The sequence below is a fragment of the Microbacterium sp. bgisy207 genome (genome assembly GCF_057706855.1).
In genome coordinates this window covers 201,363-227,144 of sequence record NZ_JBYIPB010000002.1, presented here as the reverse complement: position 1 = coordinate 227,144, position 25,782 = coordinate 201,363, and the positions used below count along the sequence as shown (strand labels likewise).

The window sequence follows — 25,782 nt, the reverse complement described above, 5'->3', positions numbered from 1 at the left end:
GAGATCGCGCCGAAACCGCTGCCACGGGAAGTATTGACACGCGCGTCTTCACCTTGTTACGGCCCGGAAACACGGGGGCCGCGCGCGTCAGCCGGTGGGCTCCGGAGTGGGTGCGCCCGCAGCCGTGCGGTCGAGGCCGATCACGATCGTCAGCTGCTTCACGGCGCCCTCGTCGGCTTCTGTCGCCGGGTCGTCGGTGGGCTGGTAGATCGTGCTCTGCTGCACGGCGGCACCCCCGATCACGTCCGCAAGCCCGAGGGCGGCGGCAAGGTCGGCATCCGTCGCGTAGTACACGGTCGTCTCGGGGAAGTCATCGGTTCCCGCTTGACCTGCCAGGACCGTCTCCGGCACCCACCCTGCCGCGATGAGCTGATCCTTCATCTGGGTCGCGAGCCCCGTCTCGGGGGTGGCGTTGAGGATCAACACCGAATAGGAGGTGTCGACGACAGGATCGACCGTCACGGTCGGGGTGGGCTCGGGCGCCGCCTCGGGAAAGAGCACGATACGCCCCGCGACGACGAAGGTCGCAAAGATCCCGACAGCGATCAGGATGACGGTCGCCAGCGCCGCCCAGAAGAACACGACTCCCCCACGCATGTGAGGCTGCTCGGCGCGATGCGCGCCCACCCGTCCGACGTCCTCAGGCAGGTCGTCGAATCGATCGCGTGGGAACGGGGACTTCGGCATCAGACGATCGTACCGATGCCGCCGAGGGAAACCCTGCGCGTACCGGTCGCGGCGTCGCCACCGACCGAACCGGACCGTCCCCCTGCCCGACCACGATCGCGCAGGCGGCGAAGCCGTCCCATCAGCAGCGGGTCGTACGCTTGCGCGTCGACCGAGTCCAGCATCCGCACCAGCAGCTGGTAGTACCGCGCAGGCGACATCCCCAACGTCTGGCGAATCTGTTCCTCTTTCGCCCAGCCGCGCAGGCGGCACGACGATTCGAAGTCGAGAATCGCGCGTTCACGCTCGTTCAAGGGCACGGTGCGAGGTTATCCGCGAGCTGCGACATCCGCGGCGCGCCACTCCACCCATGCTCCGAGCGGGTCGACGACGGCAAGCGCTCTCTCGTCCATCCCCAACACGAAACCGGGCCAGCTGGCGGCATCCCTGCCCCAGCGATGGTGAAGCGCAGGCGGATCGATCGATACCCAGCGCGTGCCCGGCCGCGTCGCGCGCAGCGCATCGATCTGTGCGAACAACCGCTCACGTCCCGCGCGCGGGATATGGGGCAGCACGCCCGGTGTGGTCACGATGAGCGTCGCCCCTGCGGGCGCGGCCTCGGCAGCCCCGGCGAGAAGCCCGTCGGCGGTCGCGTCCCCCGCGACCAGCAGCGGAGGATCCTCACGGACGAGGTCCAGCGCCGCGGTGATCCGCTCGACGCGCCCCTCTTCGCCCGGCCACACGAGCGAGGTCAGAAAGCGACGGTCGGCAACGGATGCCGCATCCAGCGGCGCGAGGTCGATGCCGGCGCGCCACACGACCTCGGGAGGGCGAAGCTCGGGCAGCCCCTGCGCGCGGCTGCGAAGAACGACCGGCGATGGCCCACTGACCGGATCGAGGCCCGGTCCGTCCTCATAGCGGTAGGAGTAGCGGTCGGGGTACAGGCACAGTCCCGCGCTGGCGCCGACCTCGAGGAGCGCAAGAGGGCCGTCGACGAGGGCGAGCGCGGGCAGCAGAGCCGCGCACCGCAGGGGCTCGTTGGTCTGCAGTCCGCGGGCCACGCACTCGGCCGCGACGGCCTCGACGTGCTCCGCCAACCAGCGCGACCACGCCGGATAGTCCCCCTCTGCCGCTCCCAGCATCCGGGTGACCGCGAACACCAGGGGCGGTTGGCGGCGCGCCGCCGGAAGGCGGGCCAGGAGACGCTGCGCGACAGGGTCGTTCGCCACTCCGTCGGCCCACTGCGCGTACAGCTCGGAGCGCCCCGGCGCCTCCTCGGTCGCGAAGCGGCGGTAGCGCTCCGCGACGCGGGCCGCCTCGGCATCCGTTGTGGGCAGCATCCCCCCATTGTGAGGGCAGGGGCCGCTCACGAGGCGTTCGCGACGATGAGCGTCACGAGAACGGAACAGTCCGCCGCCGATTCGTGTTGACTTCTCTTGAGGAGGAACAATGTCCTATCCCACCCAGAAGTCCGAGTCCGAGTGGCGCGCAGAGCTCACCGCCGACCAGTACGCCGTGTTGCGCGAGGCCGCGACCGAACGCCCCTGGACCGGCGAGTTGCTCGACGAGAGCCGCGCGGGCCTGTACACCTGTGCCGCGTGCGGCAATGAGCTGTTCAAGAGCGGCACGAAGTTCGATTCGCACTGCGGATGGCCGAGCTTCTACGAATCGGTGCGACCCGAGGCGGTCGAACTGATCGAGGACCGCAGCCACGGCATGGTGCGCACCGAAGTGCGATGCGCCCAGTGCGGCTCCCATCTCGGGCACGTCTTCCCCGACGGGTTCGGGACCCCGACCGGCGACCGGTACTGCATGAACTCGATCGCTCTGAACTTCACTCCCGAAGAGTCCTGATGGCGCGTGGTCACGTGCGCGGTCCCGGCCGCGCACGTGACCATACTCGTGACCACACCCGTGACCACGGCACAACGACGATGGCGACGGATGCAAGAGCGATGAGCGCCACCAGCACCTCGCGCGCGAGGCCCGGACTGGCCGGCGCCGGCCAGATCGCGTCCAACACGAGCGCCGTCACGAGCTGACCGACCACCGAACCGAGAACGAGCAGCAGCACACCCGTCCTGCGCACCAGAGCGGCAGACAACAGGATGTAACCCACCCCGAGTGCACCCCCCAGGTACGGCCACGGGTCGCTCGGCCAGCTCGTCGGGAGCCCCACGGCGACGACATGCACGGCAGCGATCAGCACCAGGACGATCGTGCCGCCGAAGAAGTTGACCACTGTGGCGGCCATTGCGGATCCGGTTGCTCCGCGCAGTCTGCCGTTCGTCGCTTGCTGCCACGCGACCCCGCCACCTGACAGGAGCGGCAGAAGCAACATCCACCACGGAACTCCGGTGAGGTTTCCTCCGGTCACGGAGATCCCCACGGCGACCAGTGCGACAGCGCCTCCTGTCACTCGGCGGACCGTCACCGGCACCACGCCGGAGGGCCCGTAGCCGATCCGATCGATCAGGATACCGAAGACGATCTGGCCCGCGACGAATCCGACGGTGAACAGCGACACACCGATGATGCCGGCGGTCAGGCTCTGACTGGAGACCGTGAACGCGCCGGCGAGCCCTCCTGCCAGCATCCACCACCGGATGCTGCCCGCGCGCACGCCGTCGCGGAGCGCCAGGAGTCCGCGCCGTCCCGCAGGGGTGAGCGCCGCGATCACCGCGATGAGAACGAGTCCCGAGCCGAACGAGAACGCCGCTGCCAACGTGCTGTCGTCGATACGGTGACCGAGTTGGCCGTTGGCGCGAACCTGCAGCGCGGTGAGGGCGCCGACCAGGGCAGTGCCGAGGAGCCCGAGGGCCGTCGCTGCTCTGCCGGACGTCACCGGTTCATTCTGCCCGAGACGGCGGCGATGCCCGATGACAACGTCGGCGTCGGCATCCAATCGCGACACCGACGTACGTGGAGCCGACGACGGGACGTGAACCCGTAACCGCCCGATGACAACGTCGGCGTCGGCATCCGATCGCGACACCGACGTACGTGGAGCCGACGACGGGACGTGAACCCGTAACCGCCCGATGACAACGTCGGCGTCGGCATCCAATCGCGACACCGACGTGTGTGGAGCCGACGACGGGACTTGAACCCGTAACCGCCCGATTACAAGTCGGGTGCGCTACCAATTGCGCCACGTCGGCAGATGCCCCAGTCTATCGGGGCGCCGCTGTCCTCCCTGCCTCAGGAAGTCGGGGTCGGGGTCGGTGTGGGCGTCGGGGTCTGGTAGTAGGCGTCGGAGTCGATCGTGAGAACGAACTGCGCGAACTCCTTCGGGTCATCGAGCGCGCCGACGTACACCGACCCGTTCACGAGGACCAGGGGCGTTCCGGTGAGCTGCTCGCCGTCCGTCCCCGGGATCTCCTCGACCGCGCGCTCGGTGGCCTTCTTGGCCCACGCCAGGAAGTCACCGTTCTCGATGCAGCCGCGAACGACCTTGGGGCTGGACACCCCGGATGCCTGCGCGATGTCGGCGAGCTCGGTGTCGGAGTATCCGTCGGCGTCGACATCCGGCTGCTGGCTCAGCAGTGCGTTGTTGAACGCGAAGAAGGCTTCGGGCGCGTGGGTGGCGACGCAGGCGGATGCCGCGGCCGCGCGCAACGAGTACTTGGTGCCGTTGGACTTCGCGGTCAGCATCGCCACCGGGTAGTACGTGAGGCTGACGGCGCCCTCCTCGACCCACGTCGACAGCTGCGGCGCGTTGGCGAACTGGAACTCTGCGGAGCCGGTCGACAGGTAGTCCACGTAGACGCGGATCTCGATCTCGGGAGCCTCGGTGGCCACGGGGGTCGGCTCCGGGGTCGCGGTCGTCGTCGCGCCCGCTTCCAGTGACGTGCTGTCGTCAACGCCCTCGGCAGCGACCACGACACCGCCGACCGCGGTGACCGGGAATCCGTCAGCCTTCGCGGCAGCAGGGGTGAGCGCGCGCGTGGAGGTCGTCGAGGTGACGGCCCAGGTGACTGACACCGCGACGACAGCGACCACCGCGACGATCCCCACACCGATGATTCCGGCACGGATGCGGCGCGCGCGCGTCTGCTTCGCGTGGACCTTCTGGGCCTTCTCGCGTACCGCTTCGCGGCGGTCGCGAGCTTCGGGCGCCGCGGGCTGCTCGCCGCTGGGCGTCTGGTCGCTCGACATGGAACCTCTTCACACAACAAGGGGCCGGGCCGTGCCCGGCAGGGGGCCGTGGTGCCGGCCCGGGTGCCGCTCAGGTGACGGCCACCGCCCCCGATGGTAGCCAGAGAGCCTGGGAAAAGCCCAGACATGGCCCCTTTCTCGACGGCGGTGTTACTCGTCGGCTTCTTCCTGCTTGCCGCGCATCACGAGCAGCGGGTCGGGTGTGCCCACGACGTCGACATCCTTGTCGTCGTAGTCGAACTGCCCGAGGAAGAACCGCATAGCGTTGATGCGCGCCCGCTTCTTGTCGTTGGAACGCACGATCGTCCACGGCGCGTACTTCTTGTCGGTGCGGCGGAACATCTCCTCTTTCGCGACGGTGTACTCGGCCCACTTGTCCAACGAGGCGATATCCATGGGTGAGAGCTTCCACCGGCGCACGGGATCGAGCTGGCGCAGGGCGAAGCGGGTGCGCTGCTCGGTGCGCGAGACCGAGAACCAGAACTTCGTGAGGTGGATGCCGGATTCGACCAGCATCCGCTCGAACGAGGGCGTCTGCTCCATGAACGTCTCGTACTCCTCGTCCGAGCAGAACCCCATCACCCGCTCGACGCCGGCGCGGTTGTACCAGGAACGGTCGAACATGACGATCTCGCCGGAGGTCGGGAAGTGCTGGATGTAGCGCTGGTAATACCACTGGCCGTGCTCGCGGTCGCTGGGCTTGGCCAGCGCGACCACGCGCGCGGTGCGCGGGTTCAGGTGCTCGGTGAACCGCTTGATCGTGCCGCCCTTGCCCGCGGCATCGCGACCTTCGAACAGGATGATCGCGCGGCGGCCCGTGTCCTCGAGCCAGTACTGGAACTTCAGCAGCTCGACTTGCAGGCGGTACTTCTCGAGCTCGTACTCCTCCCGGCTCATCCGCTCCGCGTAGGGGTACCCCTCCTGCCAGGTGTAGACGGGGTTGCCCTGCGGGTCGATCAGGTCCGGGTCGGGGGTATGCCCGTCGCGGACGGTGTAGCCGCGCTCGCGCAGGTACTCGATGTAGGCCCGCATGTCGCCGGCAGGAACGTTCTCGAACATGGCTACCTCCGAGTGCGCCGTCGGGATCGCGCACACCCCGTTCGCATTGTCGCCCACTCAGCTGCGTCGCACGAGACCCTAGACCACCCCGGGGTGAACATCCGGTGACGATCGCCCCTCGCACCCGAGGGGCCGCAGCGCGTGGGAGGCTGGACAGATGCGTATCGCTCTGACCGGTTCGACCGGAAAACTGGGAACCGTCGTGGTCCGCGACCTGCGCGCCGCAGGCCACGAGGTGATCGGCATGGACATCGCCGGCAGCCCCGCGCCGGGCTTCTTGCAGGTCGATCTCACCGACTACGGGCAGGTGATCGATGCGCTCTCGGGCCTCGGGGACCGGGACGAACGAGGCGTGGACGCGGTCGTCCATCTTGCGGCCATCCCCGCTCCCGGCATCCGTTCCGACGTGGCTGTCTTCCACAACAACATGGCGGCGACGTTCAACGTCTTCTGGGCGAGCGTGAGACTCGGCATCCGTCGCCTTGTCTACGCCTCGAGCGAGACGGTCCTCGGACTTCCCTTCGACGTCCCGCCACCGTATGTGCCGGTCGACGAGGAGTACGAGCCTCGCCCCGAGAGCGTGTACTCGCTCGTGAAGACGCTGGAAGAGCGGATGGCGCACGAGCTGGTGCGCTGGCATCCCGACCTGTCCATCACGGCGTTGCGCTTCTCGAACGTCATGGTGCCCGAGGACTACGCGGCCTTCCCCGACTTCGACGCCGACGCACGGACACGCAAGTGGAACCTGTGGGGCTACATCGACGCCCGCGACGGCGCGCAGGCGGTGGCGCGCGCGCTCGAGGTCGCGCCTGCCGGTTTCGAGCAGTACATCATCGCCGCCGCCGACACGGTGATGTCCCGGCCCAACGCCGAACTGCTCGCTGAGGTGTTCCCCGATGTCCCCGTGAAGGGCGAGGTGGGGGCGAACCACACGCTGCTGTCGATCGAGAAGGCCCGACGGATGCTGGGCTACGCCCCGCAGTATTCCTGGCGCGATCACGTCTGACCCCTCGCACCGCGGCCCTCGCTGGTCGCTCCCAGGTGGGAGTGGCATACTGACAGGTGCGCCCGATGACGGGCGTGCGGGCCAAGCCCCCGCTCATCCTCACAACGGATCGTCCGGCACGTACCTGCCGGTGAAGGAGAAGAAGAAATGGCGTCCGTCACCTTTGACAACGCAACCCGCCTCTACCCGGGTGGAACCCGTCCCGCGGTCGACAAGCTGAACCTCGAAGTGGGAGACGGCGAGTTCCTCGTCCTGGTCGGCCCCTCCGGCTGCGGAAAGTCCACCTCGCTGCGCATGCTCGCCGGCCTCGAAGAGGTCAACTCGGGTCACATCCGCATCGGCGAGCGCGACGTCACCGACGTCCCGCCGAAGGACCGCGACATCGCGATGGTGTTCCAGAACTACGCGCTGTACCCGCACATGACGGTCGCCGAGAACATGGGCTTCGCCCTCAAGATCGCCGGCGTCAACAAGGACGAGCGCGCCGCCCGCGTCCTGGAGGCTGCCAAGCTCCTCGACCTCGAGCAGTACCTCGACCGCAAGCCGAAGGCCCTCTCGGGTGGTCAGCGTCAGCGTGTCGCGATGGGCCGCGCGATCGTGCGCCAGCCCCAGGTGTTCCTCATGGACGAGCCGCTGTCGAACCTCGACGCGAAGCTGCGCGTGCAGACCCGTACCCAGATCGCCTCGTTGCAGCGCCGCCTGGGAGTCACCACCGTCTACGTGACCCACGACCAGACCGAGGCTCTGACGATGGGCGACCGCATCGCGGTGCTCAAGGACGGCATCCTGCAGCAGGTCGGCACCCCCCGAGACCTGTACGAAGCGCCCAAGAACATCTTCGTCGCGGGCTTCATCGGCTCCCCCGCCATGAACCTGTTCCCGGTGGACATCGTCGACGGCGGCGTCAACTTCGGTACCCACCTCGTGCCGGTCGAGCGCGAGGTGCTCGCCAAGGCCACCGGCAAGGAGCTGACGATCGGCGTCCGTCCCGAGGACATCGAGGTCGCGCCGGCCGACGGCAAGGGCCTGTCGGTGGTCGTGGACCTCGTCGAAGAGCTCGGTGCCGACGGCTACCTGTACGGTCACGCCGACATCAACGGCAAGCGCACGGATGTCGTCGCTCGCGTCGACGGCCGCAGCCACCCGCACGCGGGTGAGACCGTCGTGCTGGCGCCGGTCCTCGACCACGTGCACCTGTTCGACCTCGAGTCGGGCGAGCGCTTGACAGAGAAGGCCGTCGCTTCGGTCTGACCTTTCCCCATCGTGACGGCGCGGATGTCTGGGACGTCCGCGCCGTCACGCATGTCACCCCGATGCGGAGGAACGGATGTCGCACACGCAGCTGTCCATCACAGCGAGCACCGTCGATCCCGGCCTGCTGACTCTGCCGTGGTCTGTGCCGCTGGTCGAGTGGCCCTCTGACACCATCGTCTCCCTCCCCAAGGGCATCTCTCGCCACACCGTCCGTTTCGCGAGCCTGTCGGGTCGGGTCGTCGCGATCAAAGAGACGACGGAGGAGATGGCACGACGCGAGTACGACATGCTGGGAAACCTCGCCCGCCTTGACGCCCCGTGCGTGGAACGGGTCGCGGTCATCGCCGGACGACGGGACGCCGAGGGTGAACCGCTGCCGGCAGCCCTGGTGACCGCGCACCTGAAGTTCTCGCTGCCCTACCGGGCCCTGTTCACCCAGGTGCTTCGCCCGACGACCGCGACGCGCCTGGTCGATGCCCTCGCGGTACTCCTGGTGCGGCTGCACAACGTCGGGTTCTTCTGGGGCGACGTGTCGCTCTCGAACACGCTGTTCCGTCGTGATGCCGGTGCGTTCGCGGCCTACCTCGTGGATGCCGAGACCGGTGAGCTGCACGAGAGCGGCCTGACCCCCGGGCAGCGGGAGCACGACCTTGACGTGGCCAGGACCAACATCGCGGGCGAGATCATGGACCTCGAGGCCGGCGGACGCCTGGAGGGCGGGGTGGATGCCGTCGAGATCGCGGACGGCATCATGAGCGCCTACCGATCGCTCTGGCGAGAACTGACCGAGATCGAGACTTTCGAAGCACGCGAGGCGTGGCGGATCACCGAGCGCGTCGAGCGCCTCAACGAACTCGGCTTCGACATCGGCGAGATGTCGATGGAGACCACCGCCGACGGAACCCGTGTATCCATCCAGCCCAAGGTCGTGGATGCGGGCCACCACCAACGCCGACTCATCCGTCTGACGGGACTCGACGTCGAGGAGAACCAGGCTCGCCGTCTGCTGAACGATCTCGACGAGTTCCAGGCGCGCGGATCGCGGGCAGGCGACGACGAAGAGATGGTCGCTCACGAGTGGCTCACTCGGGTGTTCGAGCCCGTCATCCGCGCCATCCCGTTCGATCTGCGCGCCAAGCTCGAGCCCGCCGAGGTCTACCACCAGTTCCTTGAACACCGGTGGTACATGTCGCAGGCGCGGGGTCAGTCGGTTCCCGTTGCGGAGGCCGTCACGAGCTACATCGACGACGTCCTCCGGTACCGCCGCGACGAAGCGACAGTGATGGGTCCGCCGACCGACACCCTCGCGATCCCCATCGTCACCGATGCGATTCCGACCACGCGCAGCCCGTCGACGGGGCCGACCGACTGGCGCGATCTGGTCTGAGCAGACCGGCGCCGGTCAGTATCCGACGGTGAAGCGCGCCCGAACGTGCTGGGGGTTCTCGATCTCATCGAGCACCGCCACGGCGAGGTCCGCCCCCGAGATGAACGACTCGCCCTGGGCATCCGTCACGATGACGTCGCCGCCGGTCCGGTAGGTACCGGTGCGCTCACCCGGATTCCAGGCGCCGAACCCGCCCGCCGGGTGGACGAAGAACCAGTCCCTCCCGGACGTGTCGGCCTGCAGGTCCTCGAGGATGCCGATCGCTTCGAACGCTTCGGGCTTGAACTCCTCGGGAAAGCCGCTGTCGATCACCCGCGGTCCGCCCGGAGCCACAAGGCTGCCGCCCGCGCCGCCGATCACGCCGATGCGCACATCCCCGGGCAGCACCGACAGCAGCTGCTCGATCGCGGGGCGGACCTTGCCGAGCATGTCGCCGCGCGGCGCGACAGCAGACACGAGGACATCGACACCCGCGAGCTCCTCGACGAGCCCGGGAACGTCGAGGATGCTTCCCTCGACATACGTCGCACCATGCACCCGCTCCGATGGCACTGACCGCGCAACCGAAACCACGGTGTGACCGCGGTCGACCGCTTCCTTGACGATGTGCGATCCGGCATAGCCGGTTCCTCCGAGCACTGCGATACGAGCCATTGTGGTCCCTTTCTGCCGATGCGGCCCGAGCAGGCCGTCGTTGGATCAAACCGGTCACGGGCCGCGCTATTCCCTCGCGCCGCCACGGCGAGCGACGCGAGGCCGGGGCTCGCTCAGACCAGGATGGAGACGGGGTTCTCGACCCGGCGCTGGAAAGCTGCCAGCCACTGGGCTGCGAGCGCGCCATCCCACACACGGTGGTCGGCCGACAGAGTCACCGTCATCATCGTCGCGACCTCGATCCCGCCATCCGCCCCGACCAGCGGCCGCTTCTCGGCCGCGCCGACGGCAAGGATCCCGGCATGGGGCGGGTTCAGGATCGCCGCAAACTCGGTGGTCCCATACATGCCGAGGTTCGAGACCGAGAAGGACCCGCCGTCCAGCTCGTGTTGCTTGATCCGCCCCGCGCGCGCCCTGTCGGCGAGGTCGCGGATCGTCGCACTCAGTTCGCTCAGCGGCATCCGTTCCACGCCGCGCACGACCGGCGTGAGCAGACCCCCCTCGACGGACACGGCTACCGCGATATCCACCGACGTGAAGCGACGCGTCGCGTCCTCTGTCCAGATCGCGTTCGCCTCGGGCACATCGCGCAGCGCAGCAGCCACCGCCTTGACCACGAGGTCGTTGACCGAGACCCGAACCGTCTCCGCCAGGTTGATCTGCCGCCGAAGCTCCAGCAACGCGTCGACTCGGCAGTGCGCGACGAGGTAGAAGTGCGGCACCGTCGTCTTGCTCTCGGTGAGACGGCGGGCGATCGCACGCCGCATGCCGGTGTGCGGGATATCGGTGTAGGCCGCGTCCGGCGAGGTTCCCACGGCGCGAGCGGCTGGATCGGATGCGGGCGACGTCGCCCTGAGGTCCTCGATGTCTCGGCGCACGATGCGTCCGTTCGGCCCGGTGCCGGAAACACTCGTGAGGTCGATGCCGCGCTCGCGCGCAAGACGGCGGACGAGCGGCGTCGCGAAGATCCGTCCGGCCGGTGCAGGATCGTCGGCCCGGGAGGGGTCAGGCTCGCCGTCCGCGGTGGGCACGGGCAGGTCGGACGCCGTGGCCGATCGTTCGCTCGCGTTCACCGCCCGCGCGGCATCCTCGGAGCCCGACCCGCCTGCCGGCGACGCCCCCGCGGCCGCGATCGCCTCCTCGGCGGACTCTCCGGGCGCGCCGAGGACAGCGATGGAGGAGCCGACGGCAGTCGCCTCCCCCGCGCTCACGAGCAGCGCAGCGACAACCCCGGAGTCCTCGGCCTCGTACTCCACGACAGCCTTCTCGGTTTCGATCTCGGCGATGGGCTGCCCTTTGGTCACCTCATCGCCGACCGCCACCAGCCAGGATTGGACGGCCGCGACACCGGTGCCGGTGGCGATCTCGGGCATGCGGATGACTGTGGCCATCATCGACCTCCCCACGCGGCGCGGACCCGTTCGAGCCCGGCGACGACCTCCTCGGTCCGTGCGATCGCGGCGCGCTCGAGCACCTGGGAGATGCTGGGACTGGCTTCGCCTCCCGTCACGCGTTCCACGGGCTGGTCGAGCCAGTCGAACAGTCGGCGCTGGATCTCGTCGGCAAGCCACGCGCCGTAAGAGGTGCCGCGAGCGCCTTGCTCCACGATCAGCACGGCGTTGGTCTTGCGCACACTCGCCTCGATCGTCGTCCAGTCCAGGGAGGCCCGGTCAAGCCACCGGAGGTCGATCACCTCCGCGTCGATCCCGGTCTGCTCGACGGCCTCGAGCGCGTGCCCCACCATCGACAGGTAGCTCACGACCGTGACATCGGAGCCTTCACGGCGCACCACGGCGCGCCCCGGCGGCAGGATGCCGTCAAGGTCCCCGTCGGGCACCGCTGACACCGTGTTGTAGAGGTCGACGTGCTCGATCACCAGCACAGGGTCATCGAGAGCGAGAGCGGCGTTCATCAGACCGACGTAGTCAGCCGCCGTCGACGGTGCGACGATCCGCCACCCGGGCGCGGTCGCGAACACGCCCGCTGGATCCATGAGGTGCTGGGATCCGTACCCGGAGCCCATCGCAACCTTCGTGCGCAACACGAGCGGCACGGGATTGTCTCCGCCGAACATGTGTCGCGCCTTGCCGACCTGATTGAAGACCTGATCGGCTGCGACCCACATGAAATCCGGATACATGAACTCGACCACCGGCCGGAAACGCCCGTCGAGAGCGAGCCCGCCTGCCAGTCCGAAGAACCCGTTCTCGCTGATCGGGGTACCCACGACTCGGCCGGGGAAACGCTCAGCCAAGCCCTTCGTCGCGCCGTTGGTGCCGCCCTTGAGCCGGTGGACGTCTTCGCCGAGCACCACGATGCGCTCATCGGTCTCCATCCGCCGGGCCATGACCTCAGCCACGGCGTCGACGAAGGTGATCTCCCGGGTCGCGGCGGCGTCGAGGATCGGCAGCTCCTCGAGCTCGCTGGCATCTCCCCGGATGCCGACATCGACGAAACTCGGATCGGGCCAGAGCTCCGGCCGGATGCGGCGGCGCCCGTCCCGATCGGGATCGGCTTCGATGAGCTCCGCAACCGCGGCTTCCATCGCCGCCTGGGAGCGAGCGCGAAGCTCGGCGACCTCATCCTCGGTGATCTGGCCGAGCGTGTGCATCTCAGCGGCGACGCGCGTGAGCGGATCACGCGCGCGCCAGTCCGCTTCTTCTTGCTTGGTGCGATACCCGAAGGCGCTCCCCGGGTATGGACCGTTCTGGTGGAAGTAGCGGTAGACGTCGGCTTCGATGATCGTGGCACCCTCCCCCGCACGCAGGCGCTCGGCCGCCTCGGTCATCGCGAGGTACACCGCGAGAGGGTCCATGCCATCGACACGCCACCCTGGGATGCTGAAGCCCTGGCCCCGTACCGACAGCCGCGTGTCGGCGGTGATCTCCTCGACGTGGGTCGAGACGGCGTACATGTTGTTCTCGATGAAGAAGCACACCGGCAGCCGCCAGGCCGACCCGAGGTTCATCGATTCGAGCACTGATCCGATCTGGCTCGCGCCGTCACCGAAGTAGTTCACCGTCAGGTCGGTGGTGCCGGCGTGCTTCTGGGCCCAGGCGTTGCCCGCGGCCATCGGCGCGCCCCCTCCGACGATCGCGTTCGTGCCGAGCGCCCCCGCTTCGAACCACTGCAGGTGCATCGACCCGCCGCGTCCGCGGCAGTAGCCCTGGGCGAGGCCGAGGATCTCGGCCAGGGTTCGCTGCAAGACAGTCTGCACGGCGGGCGTGACCGGATCGCGCGGGTCCACCGCGCCGCCGGTGACGTGGGTGAGGGCCTTGGCGAGGAACTGATGGTGTCCGCGATGCGAGCCGTTGACGGCATCCGTCGAGCGAAGCCCCACGATCGATCCGACGGCTCCGCCCTCCTGGCCGATGCTGGAGTGCGCTGGTCCGTGGACAAGCCCTTCCGCGGCGAGCGCGAGCACGGTCTCTTCGAACGCACGGATCAGGTGGAGTTCGGCGAGCATCGTTCCGAGAAGGTCGGGACCTGCAGCCTTCCAGTCGGCGGGGGTCGTCGTCAGCTGCACCCAGTCGGTGCCGGTTTCCAGTCGTCGGCGTCGCGGCATCTCATCCACCCTCGCGTCGTTGCGTATCCAGGTCTTGTCTGCTGAGACTGTACGCGCGATTGCATCCAATCACAACACTTTTGTGGGTGAAATCGGTTTCTGTTGAGCCTGAGCGGCCTATCTGGATACAATCCAGCCAACACCCGCGACCAAGGAGGTTCACATGGCACTCCCCGGCGTACGCGGCCTCGATCACGTCGGATTCACGGTTCCCGACCTCGATGAAGCGCACGGGTTCCTGGTCGACATCCTCGGCGCAACACACGTCTACACCCTTGGCGCGAAGCGCGCTGACGACGACTGGATGAGCGTGCACCTCGGGGTGGACCCCCGCACCGAGATCCGCGAGATCCGGTTCTATCGACTCGGACACGGCACGAACCTGGAAGTGTTCCAGTACGACAGCGCCGACGGACAGGCCCCCCAGCCGCGCAACAGTGATATCGGCGGCCACCACCTCGCTCTCTATGTCGATGACATGGACGCGGCCGTGGACTACTTGCGACAGCACGAAGTCGAGGTCATGGGCACCCCGGTGGCCAGCGCCGGCGCATCCGCCGGCCAGCGATGGCTGTACTTCCGGAGCCCGTGGGGCATGCAATTCGAGCTCGTCAGCTACCCCGCGGGCAAAGCGTACGAGGCTGGAGCCACGACGCTCTTGTGGCATCCGAAGGACCCGGCGCGGTGACCGGCGGGCCGCACCTGAGCTCGATCGCCGGTCCCCGAAGTCGAGACGGTGACGCGGGAGCCCGTATCGCCGACGACATCCGACGCGGCATCATCGACGGCAGCCGACCGCCGGGAACACGGGTCCGCCAGGAGGATCTGGCTGCGCGCTACGGTGCGAGTCGAGTTCCGGTGCGCGAAGCGATCCGCCAGCTCGAGTACGAGGGGCTGTTGACGGTTGTGCCCAACGCGGGCGCGTGGGTGTCGACGATGACGCTCGCCGAGTGCGAGGAGATCTACCGAATGCGCGAGCGCCTCGAGCCCCTCCTGCTGTCGTACAGCGCTCCCCACCTCTCCGACGAGGCGGTCACCGAACTCGCCGCGCTCGCCGACCGGATCAGCAACACCGGCCACGACACCGAGGCGTTCCTCGCGCTCGATGCAACGTTCCATCACGCCAGCTACGCTGCAGCCGACACGGCTCACCTGTCGGACCTGGTGCTTCGGCTCTGGAACATGACAGCCCCGTACCGCCGAAGCTATGTCGCCTCGTGGACCTCGGATGCGCGCCGCATCGCGCACGAAGAGCACCACCTGATCGTGGCGGCACTGCGCGACCACGACACTGCCGAGGCCGAACGGGTGCTGGCTGCGCATATCCGGCGCACACGCCGTCAGCTCGCCCGTACGCCGGAGATCTTCGCAGACCGGTTCGGTCCTCGTTAGTCCCTGAGCTTCGCCGGATCCGAGGACACGCACCCACCGAACCGAGCAGGCCGCGGTGGAGATCACACCGTGGCCAGCGGCTCCCGCAGAGCCGGGAGGTGGGAGGCCGCCGGCGAGAGGTGTCCCCCCTCGATCAGGCGCGCCAGCTCGACCACCCGCGAATTGACCGGGGTCGGGATGCCGTGAACGGCGCCGCGGGCGATGACATGACCGTTGAGGTCGTCGACCTCGCTGTGGCGCCCCTTCTCCCAGTCCTGCAGCACGGTCGTGGTGGCTCCCGGAACGACGAAACTCGCGAACAGCTTGTCCGTCATGATGTCCACCACCCGATCGGGGTCACTCACCTCGTCGCTGCTCAAACCGAAGATCGGCAGAACGGGGTGCCCTTCCGCCGCACCGACTCGCATCGCTTCGTTCCCCGCCGCGACCATGACCTCGCGAAAGCCCGGTTGCTGAAGAGCATCGATCATCGGCAGCCCCAGAATCGCCGAAGTGACCAGCAGAGTGCTGTTGCTGACGAGCCTCATCCACTTCGCCGCCAAGATGTCGTCGAAGACGTCCACCGTGCCGGACAGACCGAGGATCCGGACCAGCTCAGGGATACGGTGGGCCGGGCCGCCATCCGTCGCCCCGACCGCGAACCACGATCGGGAGACCGGGGTATGCCGGTGGACGACTCCCGGATCCGTCATCGTCGCGGAGCACTCGATCACACACCCGAGAGTCCGTGTCCGACCCACCGCCTCAGCGATGACCCCGGCGGTCATCCCGTTCTGCACGCCGACGAGGATGCCGTCGTCGGCGAGGTACGGCTCGATAAGTCGAGCAGCCCACGCCGCGTCATAGGCCTTCACGAGCATCAGCACGACGTCGAACCGGCCGCGCAACTCCGCCACCTGACAGAAGTGTCGGACATCCGGCTGCACACGGTACTCCTCGTCCGGCGTGATGATGCGCAATCCATCGGCCCTCATGCGCTCGACGTGGGCCGGCCACTGCTCGATGAGCGTGACATCCTCCCCCGCACGGATGAGATCCGCGCCGATCGACGCCCCGTTGGCGCCAGCACCCAGAACCGCGATCCGCGTCATCGTCGGCCTCCCCTCGTCCGTCGCCGCTGCCGGAACACTCGCACGATACAGCAGCGGCGTACATCCCTGTCGCCCGGGTCTCGAATCTGGGCCCCGAGGCTGATAGTGTTCACTGTTACTGGACACTATCAGCGCAGAGAGCGGACAGCATGATCCTCCACCTCGCATCCTTCCGGTGGGTCGACAGCGTCACCGACGATGATGTTGCACGACTGACGGCAGCCCTGACGACAATGGCCTCCCAGATCCCAGAGTTGCGGTCGTACGTCGCCGGGCCGAATCTGCGACTGCGGCCCAGCGGAATGGACTATGCCGTCGCCGCGATCGTGGACGATGAGGCCGGCCTGCACGCGTACCTCGACCATCCCGCCCACGCGCGCGTGTACGCCGAGCTCATGGGAGCAATGCTCGCCGAGCGCGCTGCCGCGCAGCTCCCCCTGACGCAGGGTGAACTCGCATGAGCACCATGCGCGCAGCGGTGCTGCACGAGGTCCACGATCTTCAGGTGGAGAACGTGCCTGTCCCCGAGCCTGGGCCAGGCGAGGTGCTCGTTCGAGTCGGGGTGTGCGGGGTGTGCGGGTCTGATGCCACCGAGTTCGGTCGCGGGCTCGTGCTCGCACAGCCGCCCGTCACGCTCGGGCACGAGTTCGCCGGCATCATCGAGCAGGTCGGCGAGGGCGTCACAGACCTGGCCGTGGGCGCGACGGTCGTGTGCGGCGCGGGCGTGTCGTGCGGCGAGTGCAAGATGTGCCGAGCGGGCAGGACCAACCTCTGCACGTCGTACACCACCATCGGCTTCCACCACGACGGCGGGCTTGCGGGCTACGTCGTCTGCCCCGCGGCGATCGTCTGGGACACGACCGCGAGTGGGCTGACACTCGACACGCTCGGGCTCGCCCAACCCATGGCGATCGCGGTTCACGCGGTGCGCCGCTCGGGCCTTCAGCCCGGCCAAGACGCCGTCGTCGTGGGCGTCGGCGGAATCGGCGCGTTCATCACGTATGCGGCGGCGGCCACCGGAGCGCGCGTGCTCGTTACAGACCTCAACGCCCAGCGACTGGAATTGGCGCGCGCCCTCGGGGCGGAAGAGACCGTGCAGGCCGGCACCCAGAGCCTTCACGATTCCCTCGCCGAACGGAGCATCGTGCCGGATGTCTTCTTCGAGGTCTCGGGGTCGGCTCCGGGACTCGCGGCCGTCCTCGAGGCCGCAAGTCCCGGAGCAACGATCGTTCCGGTCGGCATCCAGCGCGGGGAGCCACCGCTTCCGTTGGGATCCTGGACGTTGCGCGAGTACACGATCGTCGGAACTGTCGCCCACGTCTACCGTGACGACATCCCCGAAGCGGTGCGGCTGCTCGCGGCGCGCGCCGACTGGTCGGACGTCGCCGCGGAGGTCCTCCCGCTGGACGAGGTCGTCGACGGGGCGCTGCAACCGCTGCTGAGCGGAGCTCCCGGTCAGGTCAAGACGTTGATCGACCCCTGGATCGAGACCCGCAGGCCCGCCAATCACGCGCACACGCCAGCCTGACCTCGGTCACCGTCGGAGCGGGGCTGCGGAAGACCGACACGCTCTCAGGGAAGCCGCTCCATCGCGCGCAGCACATCCACGGCCGACGACGGAGCAGCGGGCTGCGAAAGCACGCCGCGCGCGGCCGGCATCGTCTCGTTCTGGGGGCGCCGGCCGAAGACGAACCACACCCCGCGCGCGACCTGGTCAGTGTGGTTGACAAAAAGGTGCGGGCGCATCGAGTCGAAGCTCAGCGAATCGCCCGGATGCAGCACATACGTGTCGAAGTCCAGCTGCAGAGTGAGCTCGCCCTCCAACAGGTAGGCGTACTCGACTCCGGCATGGCGCATCAGCCGGTCCTCGACCGAGCTGCTCGCGCCGGGCTGGTAGGTCACGAGGAGCGCGTCGGCGGGGCCACCGGGCACGCTGGCGAGCTTCTCCCAGCGGACACCGTTCTCCATCTCGATGACGGGGTAGTCCGATGCGCGGCGAACGACCGACGCATCCGGCGCGGCGGGCGCAGGAGCGATCGGTGAGGGACCCCCAGTGGGGACGTTTCCGACCAGTTCGTCCAAGGAGACGCCGAGGTGGTTCGCCATCGCGAACAGCGTGGACACCGACGGCTGCGTCTTTCCGATCTCCACCTGCGAGATGAGTGAGGCGGAAACGCCCAGTGCTTGCGCAAGCGAGCGAAGGCTCATGCCTTTCGCAGTGCGCACCTCGCGGAGCTTGGCTCCCAGGCCCTCGGTCATGATCTCCCACCAGCGCAGCCACTCCTCGGCCACGAACGTCCGCTCAGTCTAAAGCAGGACATGCGCGCCACCTCGGAACGCCGCGACTACATCAACACGGTTCCCCGGTCGACGGGGAGGTTGACCGCCGAAACGCCGCGATTGCGCAGGAGGAATTGGGTGGCATCCACGACGTCGGCCATCGTCGCCAGATTGCCTCCCGGGGTGTGCCGCTCGTACTGCTCCAGGACGCCGTCGGGCTTGGACGCCCAGAAGGGACTGTCGCCGATGATCCCGGGGTGGATCGCGTTGACCCGAATCGGTGCAAGCTCGAGCGCGAGAGTGTTGATGAGGCCCGTGACGCCGCCATTGATGGAGGACACCGTCGTCGACCCCGGGTAGGGCAGATCCTTGGCCCGCCCGCCGAACAGGACGATTCCGGTGTCGACGCTCGGCTCCATCCGGTCCAGGAGCGCACGGATCGTCGCCGCGTACCCCACCAGCTTGAGGGTGACCAGACGGATCGCACGGTCGATGTCGTAGTCGCGGATCGAATTCGCGTCACGTTCGATTGCCGCGAGGACGAGACCGTCCACGCGGCCGACTCCGGCGAGTTGATCAGCGATGGTGTGCGGTTCGGAGATGTCCAGCGCGACGCCGCTCGCACCTTCCCCGAGGCCGCTCGCGATGTCTCGGGTCCGCTCCAGGTCGCGTCCGGTGATGACGACGTGGTCGCCCCGCGAGAGGCAGTCCTTCGCAATCTCCAGTCCGATACCCGATGTTCCGCCGACAACGACGATGGTCCGTTCGCTCACGGTAACTCCTCACGCTCTCCCTACACCGACGAAGTGAAACTGGACATCGATGTCCAGTAGAGCTTTACTAGAGTGAACTCGACCGGAGAGTCGATGTCAAGCAGGCCATGGACGAGGGGGCTTCGATGAAGAGCACGGGAACGACGGGGACGGCCGCGGTCGACTGGGAGCAGCGCGTCGACTTCGAGCGCCTGCGTGATGCGCGGCTCGATCGCCTCCACGCAGAACTGGAGCGGTCGGATCTGGGCGCGGTCCTCGCTTTCGACTTCTCGAATATCCGATACATGAGCGGAACGCACATCGGTACATGGGCGATGGACAAGCTCATCCGGTTCGCGCTGCTGACGCGCAAGACCGACCCGATCGTGTGGGACTTCGGCTCCGCCGCCAAACACCACGCCCTGTACAACCCGTGGCTAGACGTCACGTCCGCCGAAGCCGACGCCGATCCGCACTCCCCGCACGAAGGCGCCAAGCGCCCTCGACTCGAAAGCGGCGCCCGTGCCGGCATCTCGACGCTTCGGGGCGCCTTCCCTCCTGATGCCGACCTGGCGGGAGATGTGGCACGCAAGGTCAAGCGCGAACTCGAGAAGTTCGGCCTGGCAAACGAGCCCCTGGGCGTGGACGTCATCGAGATGCCTGTCCTCATCGCACTCCAGCGCGAGGGGATCGAGGTGGTCGACGGCCAGCAGGTATTCATGGAGGCCAGGCGGATCAAGACCTCGGACGAGATCCGCCTCCTGACCCAGGCGGCCAGCATGGTGGATGCCGCCTACGAGGAGTTGTATCGGTTCCTCCGACCGGGCGTCCGAGAGAACGAGGCGGTGGGCGTCGTTGCGAAGACCCTTTACGACCTCGGCTCCGAGTATGTCGAGGGCGTCAACGCGATCTCCGGAGAACGATGCTCGCCGCATCCGCACGTGTTCAGCGACCGACTGATCCGGCCCGGGGATCCGGCGTTCTTCGACATCCTGCACAGCTTCAACGGCTATCGCACCTGTTACTACCGCACGTTCGCGGTGGGATCGGCAAGCCAGGCGCAGAAGGACGCGTACTCGCGCGCGCGCGAGTACATGGATCGGGCGATTGCGCTGGTGCGACCCGGTGCGACAACAGCCGACATCGCAGCGGTGTGGCCTCGCGCCGAGGAGTTCGGGTTCCCCGACGAGATGGCGGCCTTCGCGCTCCAGTACGGCCACGGCGTAGGCCTGTCCATCTGGGAGAAGCCGATCTTCTCACGGCTCACCTCGTTCGATCACCCCGAGGTGCTCGAGGAGGGTATGGTCTTCGCACTGGAAACCTACTGGCCCGCTGCGGATGGCTGGGGCGCAGCGCGCATCGAAGAGGAGGTCGTCGTGACCGCCGACGGGTGCGAAATCATCACGAAGTTCCCCGCCGAGGAACTCATCGTCGCCGGTCGCCGCTACTACACGATCGACGGGCCCCTCAATCTCAATCGCGATTCCCAGTCCCACCGCAACACGATCTGGGGACGCGGCGAAGCGTGAGTACCGTCGGCTTTCTCGGGCTCGGTTCGATGGGGTCGGCCATGGCAGCCCGCCTGCTCGCCGCGGGCCACGACGTACGAGTCTGGAACAGGTCGACCGCGCCCGTATCGGCCGCGGTCGCCCGGGGAGCACTCAGCGCGGACCGCCCCGAGGACGCGCTCGAGTGCGCCGTGTCGTTCTCGATGCTGGCGAACGACGACGCGATGCAGGCTGTCATGACGCCCGCTCGGATCGGCGTGCTCCGCGGACGCACTCACGTCGCGATGGCATCCATCAGTCCCGACCTGGCCACCGCACTGGCTGATGAGGTCGGCGAGGCGGGCGGCCACTACGTCGCGGCGCCGGTGCTGGGCCGCCCGTCGGTCGCGGCAGAGGGAGAGCTCAACATCCTCGCGGCGGGTGATCCGGACGCCACCGCAGCAGTTCGCCCGTATCTCGAGGCCATGGGAAAGCGTGTCTGGCTGCTCGGAGAACGGCCGGCGGTCGCCAACGCCGTCAAGGCGGCTGTGAACTACAACATCATTCACGCAATGCAGGCGATCGGCGAGTCGGTGGCAATGACCGAACGGCTCGGCGTTCCCCCCGAGACGTTCACCGAGCTTCTCTCGAGCACCCTCTTCGGAGGGGTCGTGTACACCGGCTACGGACACCTCATCGCCGAGCGCGGCTACGCACCGCCGGGATTTCACATCGGCCTGGGCCGGAAGGATCTCGATCTCGCCGAGCAGGTTGCGCGATCGGTGGGTCTGATGCCCGCGACTCTCCCGGCGCTCACCGCCGTCTTCGAGGCGGCGCTCGCCGACGACGACCTGAAGGATCTCGATTGGAGCGCGATCGCCGAGGTCAGTCGACGCGGTCTACGCATCCGGCCACGGGAGCAGTTCGAGGAGTAACACTGGACAAGAGTGTCCAGTAGTGCTTTATTGGGAGCATCGACCGCAAATCAAGGAGGATGAGCGTCAATGCCCGAGAGCCCGCTGCCCCAACCCGGACAGCCTGTCGTGTTCCGGCGCGGTATCGTCGTCACGATGGACGATGCCCACACCGTTCTGCCACATGGCGACGTGCTCGTCGTCGACGGCAAGATCGCTGAGGTCGGAGACGATCTCGCCGTCCCCGACGGCACCTTCGAGATCGACGCGGAGGGTGGCATCGTCATGCCGGGGATGGTGGACACCCACCGCCACATGTGGCAGACCGCGATGCGCGCGTACGGCGCCGACTGGACACTGACCCAGTACTTCGTGTGGTACTACCTGCAGCACGGCGCGAAGTTCCGCCCTCAGGACATCGCGGCGGGGAACCTGATCTCGGCGTTGGACGCTGTCGAGTCGGGCGTGACGACGAGCGTCGACTGGTCGCACGGGCTTCGCACGGTCGAGCACGGCGAGGCGGCCTATGAAGCGCTTGCGACATCGCCGGGCAGGTTCGTCCTCGCCTACGGCAACCTGGCCGGCTCGCCCTGGGAATGGACAGCCGATCCCGCGGTACAGGACCTGCTGGTGCGATCCCGCGACGACTCCCGGATGTTCGGTACGCAGATCGCTTTCGACGTTCCCAACCAGGACGACGAGTTTCCGGAGTTGGCCGCATACCGTGTGGCCGAAGAACTCGGGCTTCCGGTCACGACTCACGCGGGTGTATGGGGCGCCACCAACGACTGGGGCATCCGAAACGCCTACGACGCGGGAGTCATGAAGGAGGGCTACACCTACGTGCATGCCGCATCCTTGTCTGCCGAGTCGTACCAGAAGATCGCGGCGACCGGAGGCAACGTGTCGCTGGCGACCGAGTCCGAGGACACGTGCGGTCAGGGCTACCCCCCTGTGCACCAGCTGCGTCGATACGGCATTCCCGCGTCGCTCTCGGTGGACACGAGCGTGTGGTTCAGCGCTGATCTGTTCTCCGCGATGCGTGCTACCGTCAACGCCGATCGCGCCCTGGAGCACTACCTCGCTCACCAGCTCGAACCCGCAGAGACCGTCACGCACGTCAAGCTCCGCGCCGAAGAGGTCGTGCGCATGGCGACCCGCGGCGGAGCTCAGGCGATCGGCAAGGAGCACCTCATCGGGTCGCTCGAGAAGGGCAAGCTCGCCGATGTGGTGCTGCTCAAGAACGACGCGTCAGCCACCTGGGCGCCACTGATCAATCCCTGGGGCCAGATCGTCTACCAGGCCCAGCGTGGCGACGTGCACACCGTCCTGGTCGGCGGCGAGGTCGTCAAGTCGGAGGGTCGCCTCGTCGCCGGCGACCTGCCGGGAGTAAAGGCCAAGCTCGAGGACACCGTGTCGTACCTGGAGCGCGAGGTCGGCGACGACTGGGTCGCGGGACAGTTCCCCGAGATCCCGGAAGCCGAAGTGCTCTACAACCCGTACCAGTACAAGAAGGACTGATCCGACAGCCGATCACCGGCGTATCGACGGTGCCGATCCGCTCGGGTCGGCACCGTCGCCGCATCCGGCCTCTAGTGCTGCTGCCGCATCGTCGAGACCTGATACAGCGCGACGGATGCCGCGATTCCCGCGTTCAACGACTCAGCGGCCGTCGAGATGGGGATCGAGACGATCTGATCGCACGTCTCGGTCACGAGGCGCGAGAGGCCCTTCCCCTCGGAGCCGACGACGATCACGACCGGACGATCGGCCAGTTCCAGGGCGGGCAGAGAGACGTCCCCGTCGCCGTCGAGTCCGAGAACGAAGACGCCTTGCTTCTTGAACTCCTTGAGGGTCGTGGTGAGGTTCGGCGCGATCGCGACGGGGATGCGCGCTGCCGCTCCAGCCGAGGTCTTCCACGCCGCGGAGTTCACGCCGGCCGAGCGTCTCTGTGGAATGATCACGCCCTGACCGCCGAAGGCAGCGGTCGAACGGATGATGGCGCCGAGGTTGCGGGGATCGGTGACACCGTCCAACGCGACGAGCAGAGGCAGCTGGTCGGCGTCGACCACCTGCTCCAGCAGGTCCTGCGGATGCGCATACTCATACGGCGGCACCTTGAGCGCCACACCCTGGTGCACCCCATCGAAGCCGGCCATCCGGTCAAGCTCGGGACGAGTGACCTCCAGGACCGGGATCTCGCGATGAGTCGCGATCGAGAGCATCTCCTTGACCCGGTCATCCATCTCGACGCGCTGGGCGATGTAGAAGGCCGTCGCCGGGATGCGGGCACGCAACGCCTCGAGCACCGAGTTGCGGCCCGTGACGATCTCGGTGTCGTCGTTCTGCTTCGGACGGCCGCCGCGCGCCGCGCTCGCTCCCGCGATTCGCTGCCCCGGACGACCCGTTCCGCCCGCGGCGACATACCGCTCCTGGGCCGCCTTGCGCTTGCCGGCGACGTGCCAGCTGCGGTCCTCGGCCTTCGGTGTCGGCCCCTTGCCTTCGAGCGACTTGCGCCGCTGCCCGCCGGAGCCCTTCGTGGCGCCCTTCTTGGACGACTTGCGTGCGCCGGGGCGCCCTGGCTTGCTCATGAGATGCTCCAATGCGTTCCGTCGGGGCCGTCCTCGAGGGTGACCCCCGCGGCGGCGATGGCGTCGCGGATGCGGTCAGCCGCGGCCCAGTCTTTGTCGGCGCGCGCGCGGGCGCGCTGCGCGATGAGTTCGTTCAGCAGAGCATCCAGTGCGGGGACTGCTCCACCGGGCGCCGAGGCCCACTGCGCGTCGAGGGGGTTGAGACCCAGCACCCCCGTCAGCGCCGAGACCTCCCCTGCCAGGACGCGCGCTGTCTCGGTGTCCCCCGCGTCGAGGGCGGTGTTGCCCTCTCGGACGCGCTCATGAATGACGGCGAGCGCCTGTGGGACACCCAGATCGTCATCCATCGCCGCCGCGAAAGCCGCGTTCTCGGTGGCCACCCCCAGGTAGTCCCCGTGGCGGACGACGCGCTCGAGGAAGGTCCGGATGCGATCGAGAGCCGCCTCTGCTTCATCGAAGGACTTCGCAGACAGATCCAGGTTCGATCGGTAGTGCGCTGCCGCAAGGGCATAGCGCACCACCAGCGGATCGCGTTCTGCAAGCACGTCCTGGGCAAGCACGTAGTTACCCAGAGACTTCGACATCTTCTGTCCGTCGACCGTGACCAGTCCGTTGTGGACCCAGTACCGGGCGAAGGCATCCCCGGCCGCGCGGGACTGCGCCAGCTCGTTCTCGTGGTGCGGGAAGCGCAGGTCGAGTCCGCCCCCGTGGATGTCGAAGGCGTCCCCGAGATAGCGACGGGCCATCGCGGAGCACTCGATGTGCCATCCGGGGCGGCCGCGGCCCCACGGGGAGTCCCATCCGGCGTCGGCAGGTTCGTCGGGTTTCGCGCCCTTCCAGAGCGCGAAGTCACGGACGTCCCGCTTGCCGCGGGTCTCCGCGTCGGCGGCCGGGGCCACGTCGTCGATCGCCTGATGGGTGAGTTCCCCGTACGACGCCCAGGACTGCACGTCGAAGTAGACGTCGCCTTCGGCATCCGTTCCCGGCTCGGCCGGGTACGCGTGGCCCGCCCGGATCAGCTGCTCGATGAGCGTGATCATCTGCGGAATCGAGGCCGTCGCGCGCGGCTCGTACGTAGGGGGAAGGATGCCGATCGCCGCGTACGCGTCGGTGAACTCGCGCTCGACTCGGTATGCCAACGCCCACCACGGCTCGGTTGCCGTCGCGTTCGCGAGCACCTTGTCGTCGATGTCCGTCACGTTGCGCACGAACGTCACGCGGCCATAGCGATGCGTCAGCCAGCGGCGCAGGATGTCGAAAGCGAGAGCGCCGCGCAGGTGTCCGACGTGAGGCCCCGACTGGACCGTCGGTCCGCACACGTAGACGGTCACGTTGTCGGGCTCGAGCGGCGTGAACACGCGCAGCTGCTGCGTGCGCGTGTCGTAGAGCTGCAGGGGTCCTGAGCCCGCCGCCGTCGCCGCATCGGTCATCCCTCCAGCCTACCGGCGGGTCACCGCCCGAACCCGGCGGCGTTCGCGGCCGGGGACCGCGGCGTTGTGCGCGCGTAGGCACGCTCGCCGAGCGCG

Annotated in this window: 25 protein-coding genes and 1 tRNA gene; 11 read left to right on the top strand and 15 right to left on the bottom strand. The window is 67.9% G+C overall.

Annotation, left to right across the window (positions count from 1 at the left end):
* Positions 1-87 precede the first annotated feature (87 nt).
* Genes AC3ENO_RS02755 through AC3ENO_RS02745 form a run of 3 tightly spaced genes read right to left on the bottom strand, consistent with a single transcriptional unit; the run spans position 88 to position 2,006 of the window.
* Positions 88-687: a LytR C-terminal domain-containing protein gene (locus tag AC3ENO_RS02755; RefSeq protein WP_434969081.1), complete on the bottom strand. Its 600-nt coding sequence runs from the start codon at positions 685-687 to the stop codon at positions 88-90.
* The gene (locus AC3ENO_RS02750; RefSeq protein WP_434969080.1) at positions 687-986 is read right to left on the bottom strand and encodes a DUF3263 domain-containing protein; all 300 of its coding nucleotides are present in this window, start codon (positions 984-986) and stop codon (positions 687-689) included. The genes AC3ENO_RS02755 and AC3ENO_RS02750 overlap by 1 nt, the downstream gene beginning before the upstream one ends.
* Before the next feature lie 9 nt (positions 987-995).
* Positions 996-2,006, bottom strand: coding sequence for a DUF2332 domain-containing protein (locus AC3ENO_RS02745; RefSeq protein WP_434969079.1), 1,011 nt, complete (start codon positions 2,004-2,006; stop codon positions 996-998).
* 109 nt (positions 2,007-2,115) lie between these two features.
* Between AC3ENO_RS02745 and msrB the strand changes: the two genes are divergently transcribed.
* Entirely contained in the window at positions 2,116-2,520 is a 405-nt protein-coding gene (gene msrB, locus AC3ENO_RS02740; RefSeq protein ID WP_434969078.1) for a peptide-methionine (R)-S-oxide reductase MsrB, read from the top strand.
* 10 nt (positions 2,521-2,530) lie between these two features.
* Here msrB and AC3ENO_RS02735 read toward each other — a convergent pair whose 3' ends face one another.
* The 4 genes from AC3ENO_RS02735 to ppk2 all read right to left on the bottom strand — a co-directional run bounded on the left by AC3ENO_RS02735 (position 2,531) and on the right by ppk2 (position 5,856).
* Positions 2,531-3,511, bottom strand: a complete 981-nt coding sequence (locus AC3ENO_RS02735) for a DMT family transporter (RefSeq protein WP_434969077.1) — start codon at positions 3,509-3,511, stop codon at positions 2,531-2,533.
* 240 nt (positions 3,512-3,751) lie between these two features.
* Positions 3,752-3,827: transfer RNA gene (locus AC3ENO_RS02730), tRNA-Thr, on the bottom strand.
* A gap of 40 nt (positions 3,828-3,867) precedes the next feature.
* Positions 3,868-4,824: a DsbA family protein gene (locus tag AC3ENO_RS02725; RefSeq protein ID WP_434969076.1), complete on the bottom strand. Its 957-nt coding sequence runs from the start codon at positions 4,822-4,824 to the stop codon at positions 3,868-3,870.
* 150 nt (positions 4,825-4,974) lie between these two features.
* Positions 4,975-5,856 (bottom strand): polyphosphate kinase 2, encoded by an 882-nt coding sequence (gene ppk2, locus AC3ENO_RS02720; RefSeq protein ID WP_488185757.1) that lies wholly within the window; start codon positions 5,854-5,856, stop codon positions 4,975-4,977.
* 184 nt (positions 5,857-6,040) lie between these two features.
* On the opposite strand from ppk2, the gene AC3ENO_RS02715 reads away from it, so the two are divergent.
* The 3 genes from AC3ENO_RS02715 (at position 6,041) to AC3ENO_RS02705 (ending at position 9,530) form a co-directional block, all read left to right on the top strand.
* The gene (locus tag AC3ENO_RS02715; RefSeq protein ID WP_434969074.1) at positions 6,041-6,889 is read left to right on the top strand and encodes an NAD-dependent epimerase/dehydratase family protein; all 849 of its coding nucleotides are present in this window, start codon (positions 6,041-6,043) and stop codon (positions 6,887-6,889) included.
* Between the two features lie 147 nt (positions 6,890-7,036).
* A complete protein-coding gene (locus AC3ENO_RS02710; RefSeq protein WP_434969073.1) occupies positions 7,037-8,140 on the top strand; it encodes an ABC transporter ATP-binding protein in 1,104 nt (367 codons plus the stop codon).
* Between the two features lie 76 nt (positions 8,141-8,216).
* Complete coding sequence (locus AC3ENO_RS02705; protein ID WP_434969072.1) at positions 8,217-9,530, top strand: DUF4032 domain-containing protein; 1,314 nt, start codon at positions 8,217-8,219, stop codon at positions 9,528-9,530.
* A gap of 15 nt (positions 9,531-9,545) precedes the next feature.
* Here the strand turns inward: AC3ENO_RS02705 and AC3ENO_RS02700 are convergent, their stop codons facing one another.
* The 3 genes from AC3ENO_RS02700 to AC3ENO_RS02690 form a co-directional block, all read right to left on the bottom strand.
* Positions 9,546-10,184, bottom strand: a complete 639-nt coding sequence (locus tag AC3ENO_RS02700) for an NAD(P)-dependent oxidoreductase (protein ID WP_434969071.1) — start codon at positions 10,182-10,184, stop codon at positions 9,546-9,548.
* Between the two features lie 113 nt (positions 10,185-10,297).
* Positions 10,298-11,557, bottom strand: coding sequence for a dihydrolipoamide acetyltransferase family protein (locus AC3ENO_RS02695; protein WP_434969070.1), 1,260 nt, complete (start codon positions 11,555-11,557; stop codon positions 10,298-10,300).
* Positions 11,558-11,574: 17 nt separating this feature from the next.
* Entirely contained in the window at positions 11,575-13,749 is a 2,175-nt protein-coding gene (locus AC3ENO_RS02690; protein WP_434969069.1) for an alpha-ketoacid dehydrogenase subunit alpha/beta, read from the bottom strand.
* 163 nt (positions 13,750-13,912) lie between these two features.
* Between AC3ENO_RS02690 and AC3ENO_RS02685 the strand changes: the two genes are divergently transcribed.
* Together AC3ENO_RS02685 and AC3ENO_RS02680 are read left to right on the top strand one after the other, a co-directional pair.
* Positions 13,913-14,437 carry a VOC family protein gene (locus tag AC3ENO_RS02685; RefSeq protein WP_434969068.1) on the top strand — a complete coding sequence of 175 codons (525 nt, stop codon included), beginning with the start codon at positions 13,913-13,915 and terminating at the stop codon, positions 14,435-14,437.
* Positions 14,434-15,141, top strand: coding sequence for a GntR family transcriptional regulator (locus AC3ENO_RS02680; RefSeq protein WP_434969067.1), 708 nt, complete (start codon positions 14,434-14,436; stop codon positions 15,139-15,141). The genes AC3ENO_RS02685 and AC3ENO_RS02680 overlap by 4 nt, the downstream gene beginning before the upstream one ends.
* Positions 15,142-15,203: 62 nt before the next feature.
* Here AC3ENO_RS02680 and AC3ENO_RS02675 read toward each other — a convergent pair whose 3' ends face one another.
* A complete protein-coding gene (locus AC3ENO_RS02675; protein WP_434969066.1) occupies positions 15,204-16,232 on the bottom strand; it encodes a ketopantoate reductase family protein in 1,029 nt (342 codons plus the stop codon).
* Between the two features lie 149 nt (positions 16,233-16,381).
* Here AC3ENO_RS02675 and AC3ENO_RS02670 point away from each other — a divergent pair, with 149 nt between their 5' ends.
* Together AC3ENO_RS02670 and AC3ENO_RS02665 are read left to right on the top strand one after the other, a co-directional pair.
* Positions 16,382-16,693: a Dabb family protein gene (locus tag AC3ENO_RS02670; protein ID WP_434969065.1), complete on the top strand. Its 312-nt coding sequence runs from the start codon at positions 16,382-16,384 to the stop codon at positions 16,691-16,693.
* On the top strand, positions 16,690-17,760 hold the full coding sequence (locus tag AC3ENO_RS02665; RefSeq protein ID WP_434969064.1) for a zinc-dependent alcohol dehydrogenase: 1,071 nt from the start codon (positions 16,690-16,692) through the stop codon (positions 17,758-17,760). Before AC3ENO_RS02670 ends, AC3ENO_RS02665 begins: the two co-directional genes overlap by 4 nt.
* Positions 17,761-17,804: 44 nt before the next feature.
* On the opposite strand, the gene AC3ENO_RS02660 is transcribed toward AC3ENO_RS02665, so the two are convergent.
* Both AC3ENO_RS02660 and AC3ENO_RS02655 read right to left on the bottom strand, forming a co-directional pair.
* Positions 17,805-18,524: a helix-turn-helix domain-containing protein gene (locus AC3ENO_RS02660; protein ID WP_434969063.1), complete on the bottom strand. Its 720-nt coding sequence runs from the start codon at positions 18,522-18,524 to the stop codon at positions 17,805-17,807.
* A 53-nt stretch (positions 18,525-18,577) separates the two neighbouring features.
* Positions 18,578-19,285 carry an SDR family NAD(P)-dependent oxidoreductase gene (locus AC3ENO_RS02655; protein WP_434969062.1) on the bottom strand — a complete coding sequence of 236 codons (708 nt, stop codon included), beginning with the start codon at positions 19,283-19,285 and terminating at the stop codon, positions 18,578-18,580.
* Between the two features lie 125 nt (positions 19,286-19,410).
* Between AC3ENO_RS02655 and AC3ENO_RS02650 the strand changes: the two genes are divergently transcribed.
* From AC3ENO_RS02650 to AC3ENO_RS02640, 3 genes are all read left to right on the top strand, one after another.
* Entirely contained in the window at positions 19,411-20,793 is a 1,383-nt protein-coding gene (locus AC3ENO_RS02650) for a M24 family metallopeptidase (protein WP_434969061.1), read from the top strand.
* Positions 20,790-21,686: an NAD(P)-dependent oxidoreductase gene (locus tag AC3ENO_RS02645; protein WP_434969060.1), complete on the top strand. Its 897-nt coding sequence runs from the start codon at positions 20,790-20,792 to the stop codon at positions 21,684-21,686. The genes AC3ENO_RS02650 and AC3ENO_RS02645 overlap by 4 nt, the downstream gene beginning before the upstream one ends.
* Positions 21,687-21,755: 69 nt before the next feature.
* Positions 21,756-23,186 (top strand): amidohydrolase family protein, encoded by a 1,431-nt coding sequence (locus AC3ENO_RS02640; protein WP_434969059.1) that lies wholly within the window; start codon positions 21,756-21,758, stop codon positions 23,184-23,186.
* Positions 23,187-23,257: 71 nt separating this feature from the next.
* Here the strand turns inward: AC3ENO_RS02640 and rlmB are convergent, their stop codons facing one another.
* Both rlmB and cysS read right to left on the bottom strand, forming a co-directional pair.
* Positions 23,258-24,256 carry a 23S rRNA (guanosine(2251)-2'-O)-methyltransferase RlmB gene (gene rlmB / locus AC3ENO_RS02635; RefSeq protein ID WP_434969058.1) on the bottom strand — a complete coding sequence of 333 codons (999 nt, stop codon included), beginning with the start codon at positions 24,254-24,256 and terminating at the stop codon, positions 23,258-23,260.
* The gene (gene cysS / locus AC3ENO_RS02630; protein ID WP_434969057.1) at positions 24,253-25,686 is read right to left on the bottom strand and encodes a cysteine--tRNA ligase; all 1,434 of its coding nucleotides are present in this window, start codon (positions 25,684-25,686) and stop codon (positions 24,253-24,255) included. Before cysS ends, rlmB begins: the two co-directional genes overlap by 4 nt.
* Positions 25,687-25,782: the final 96 nt, after the last annotated feature.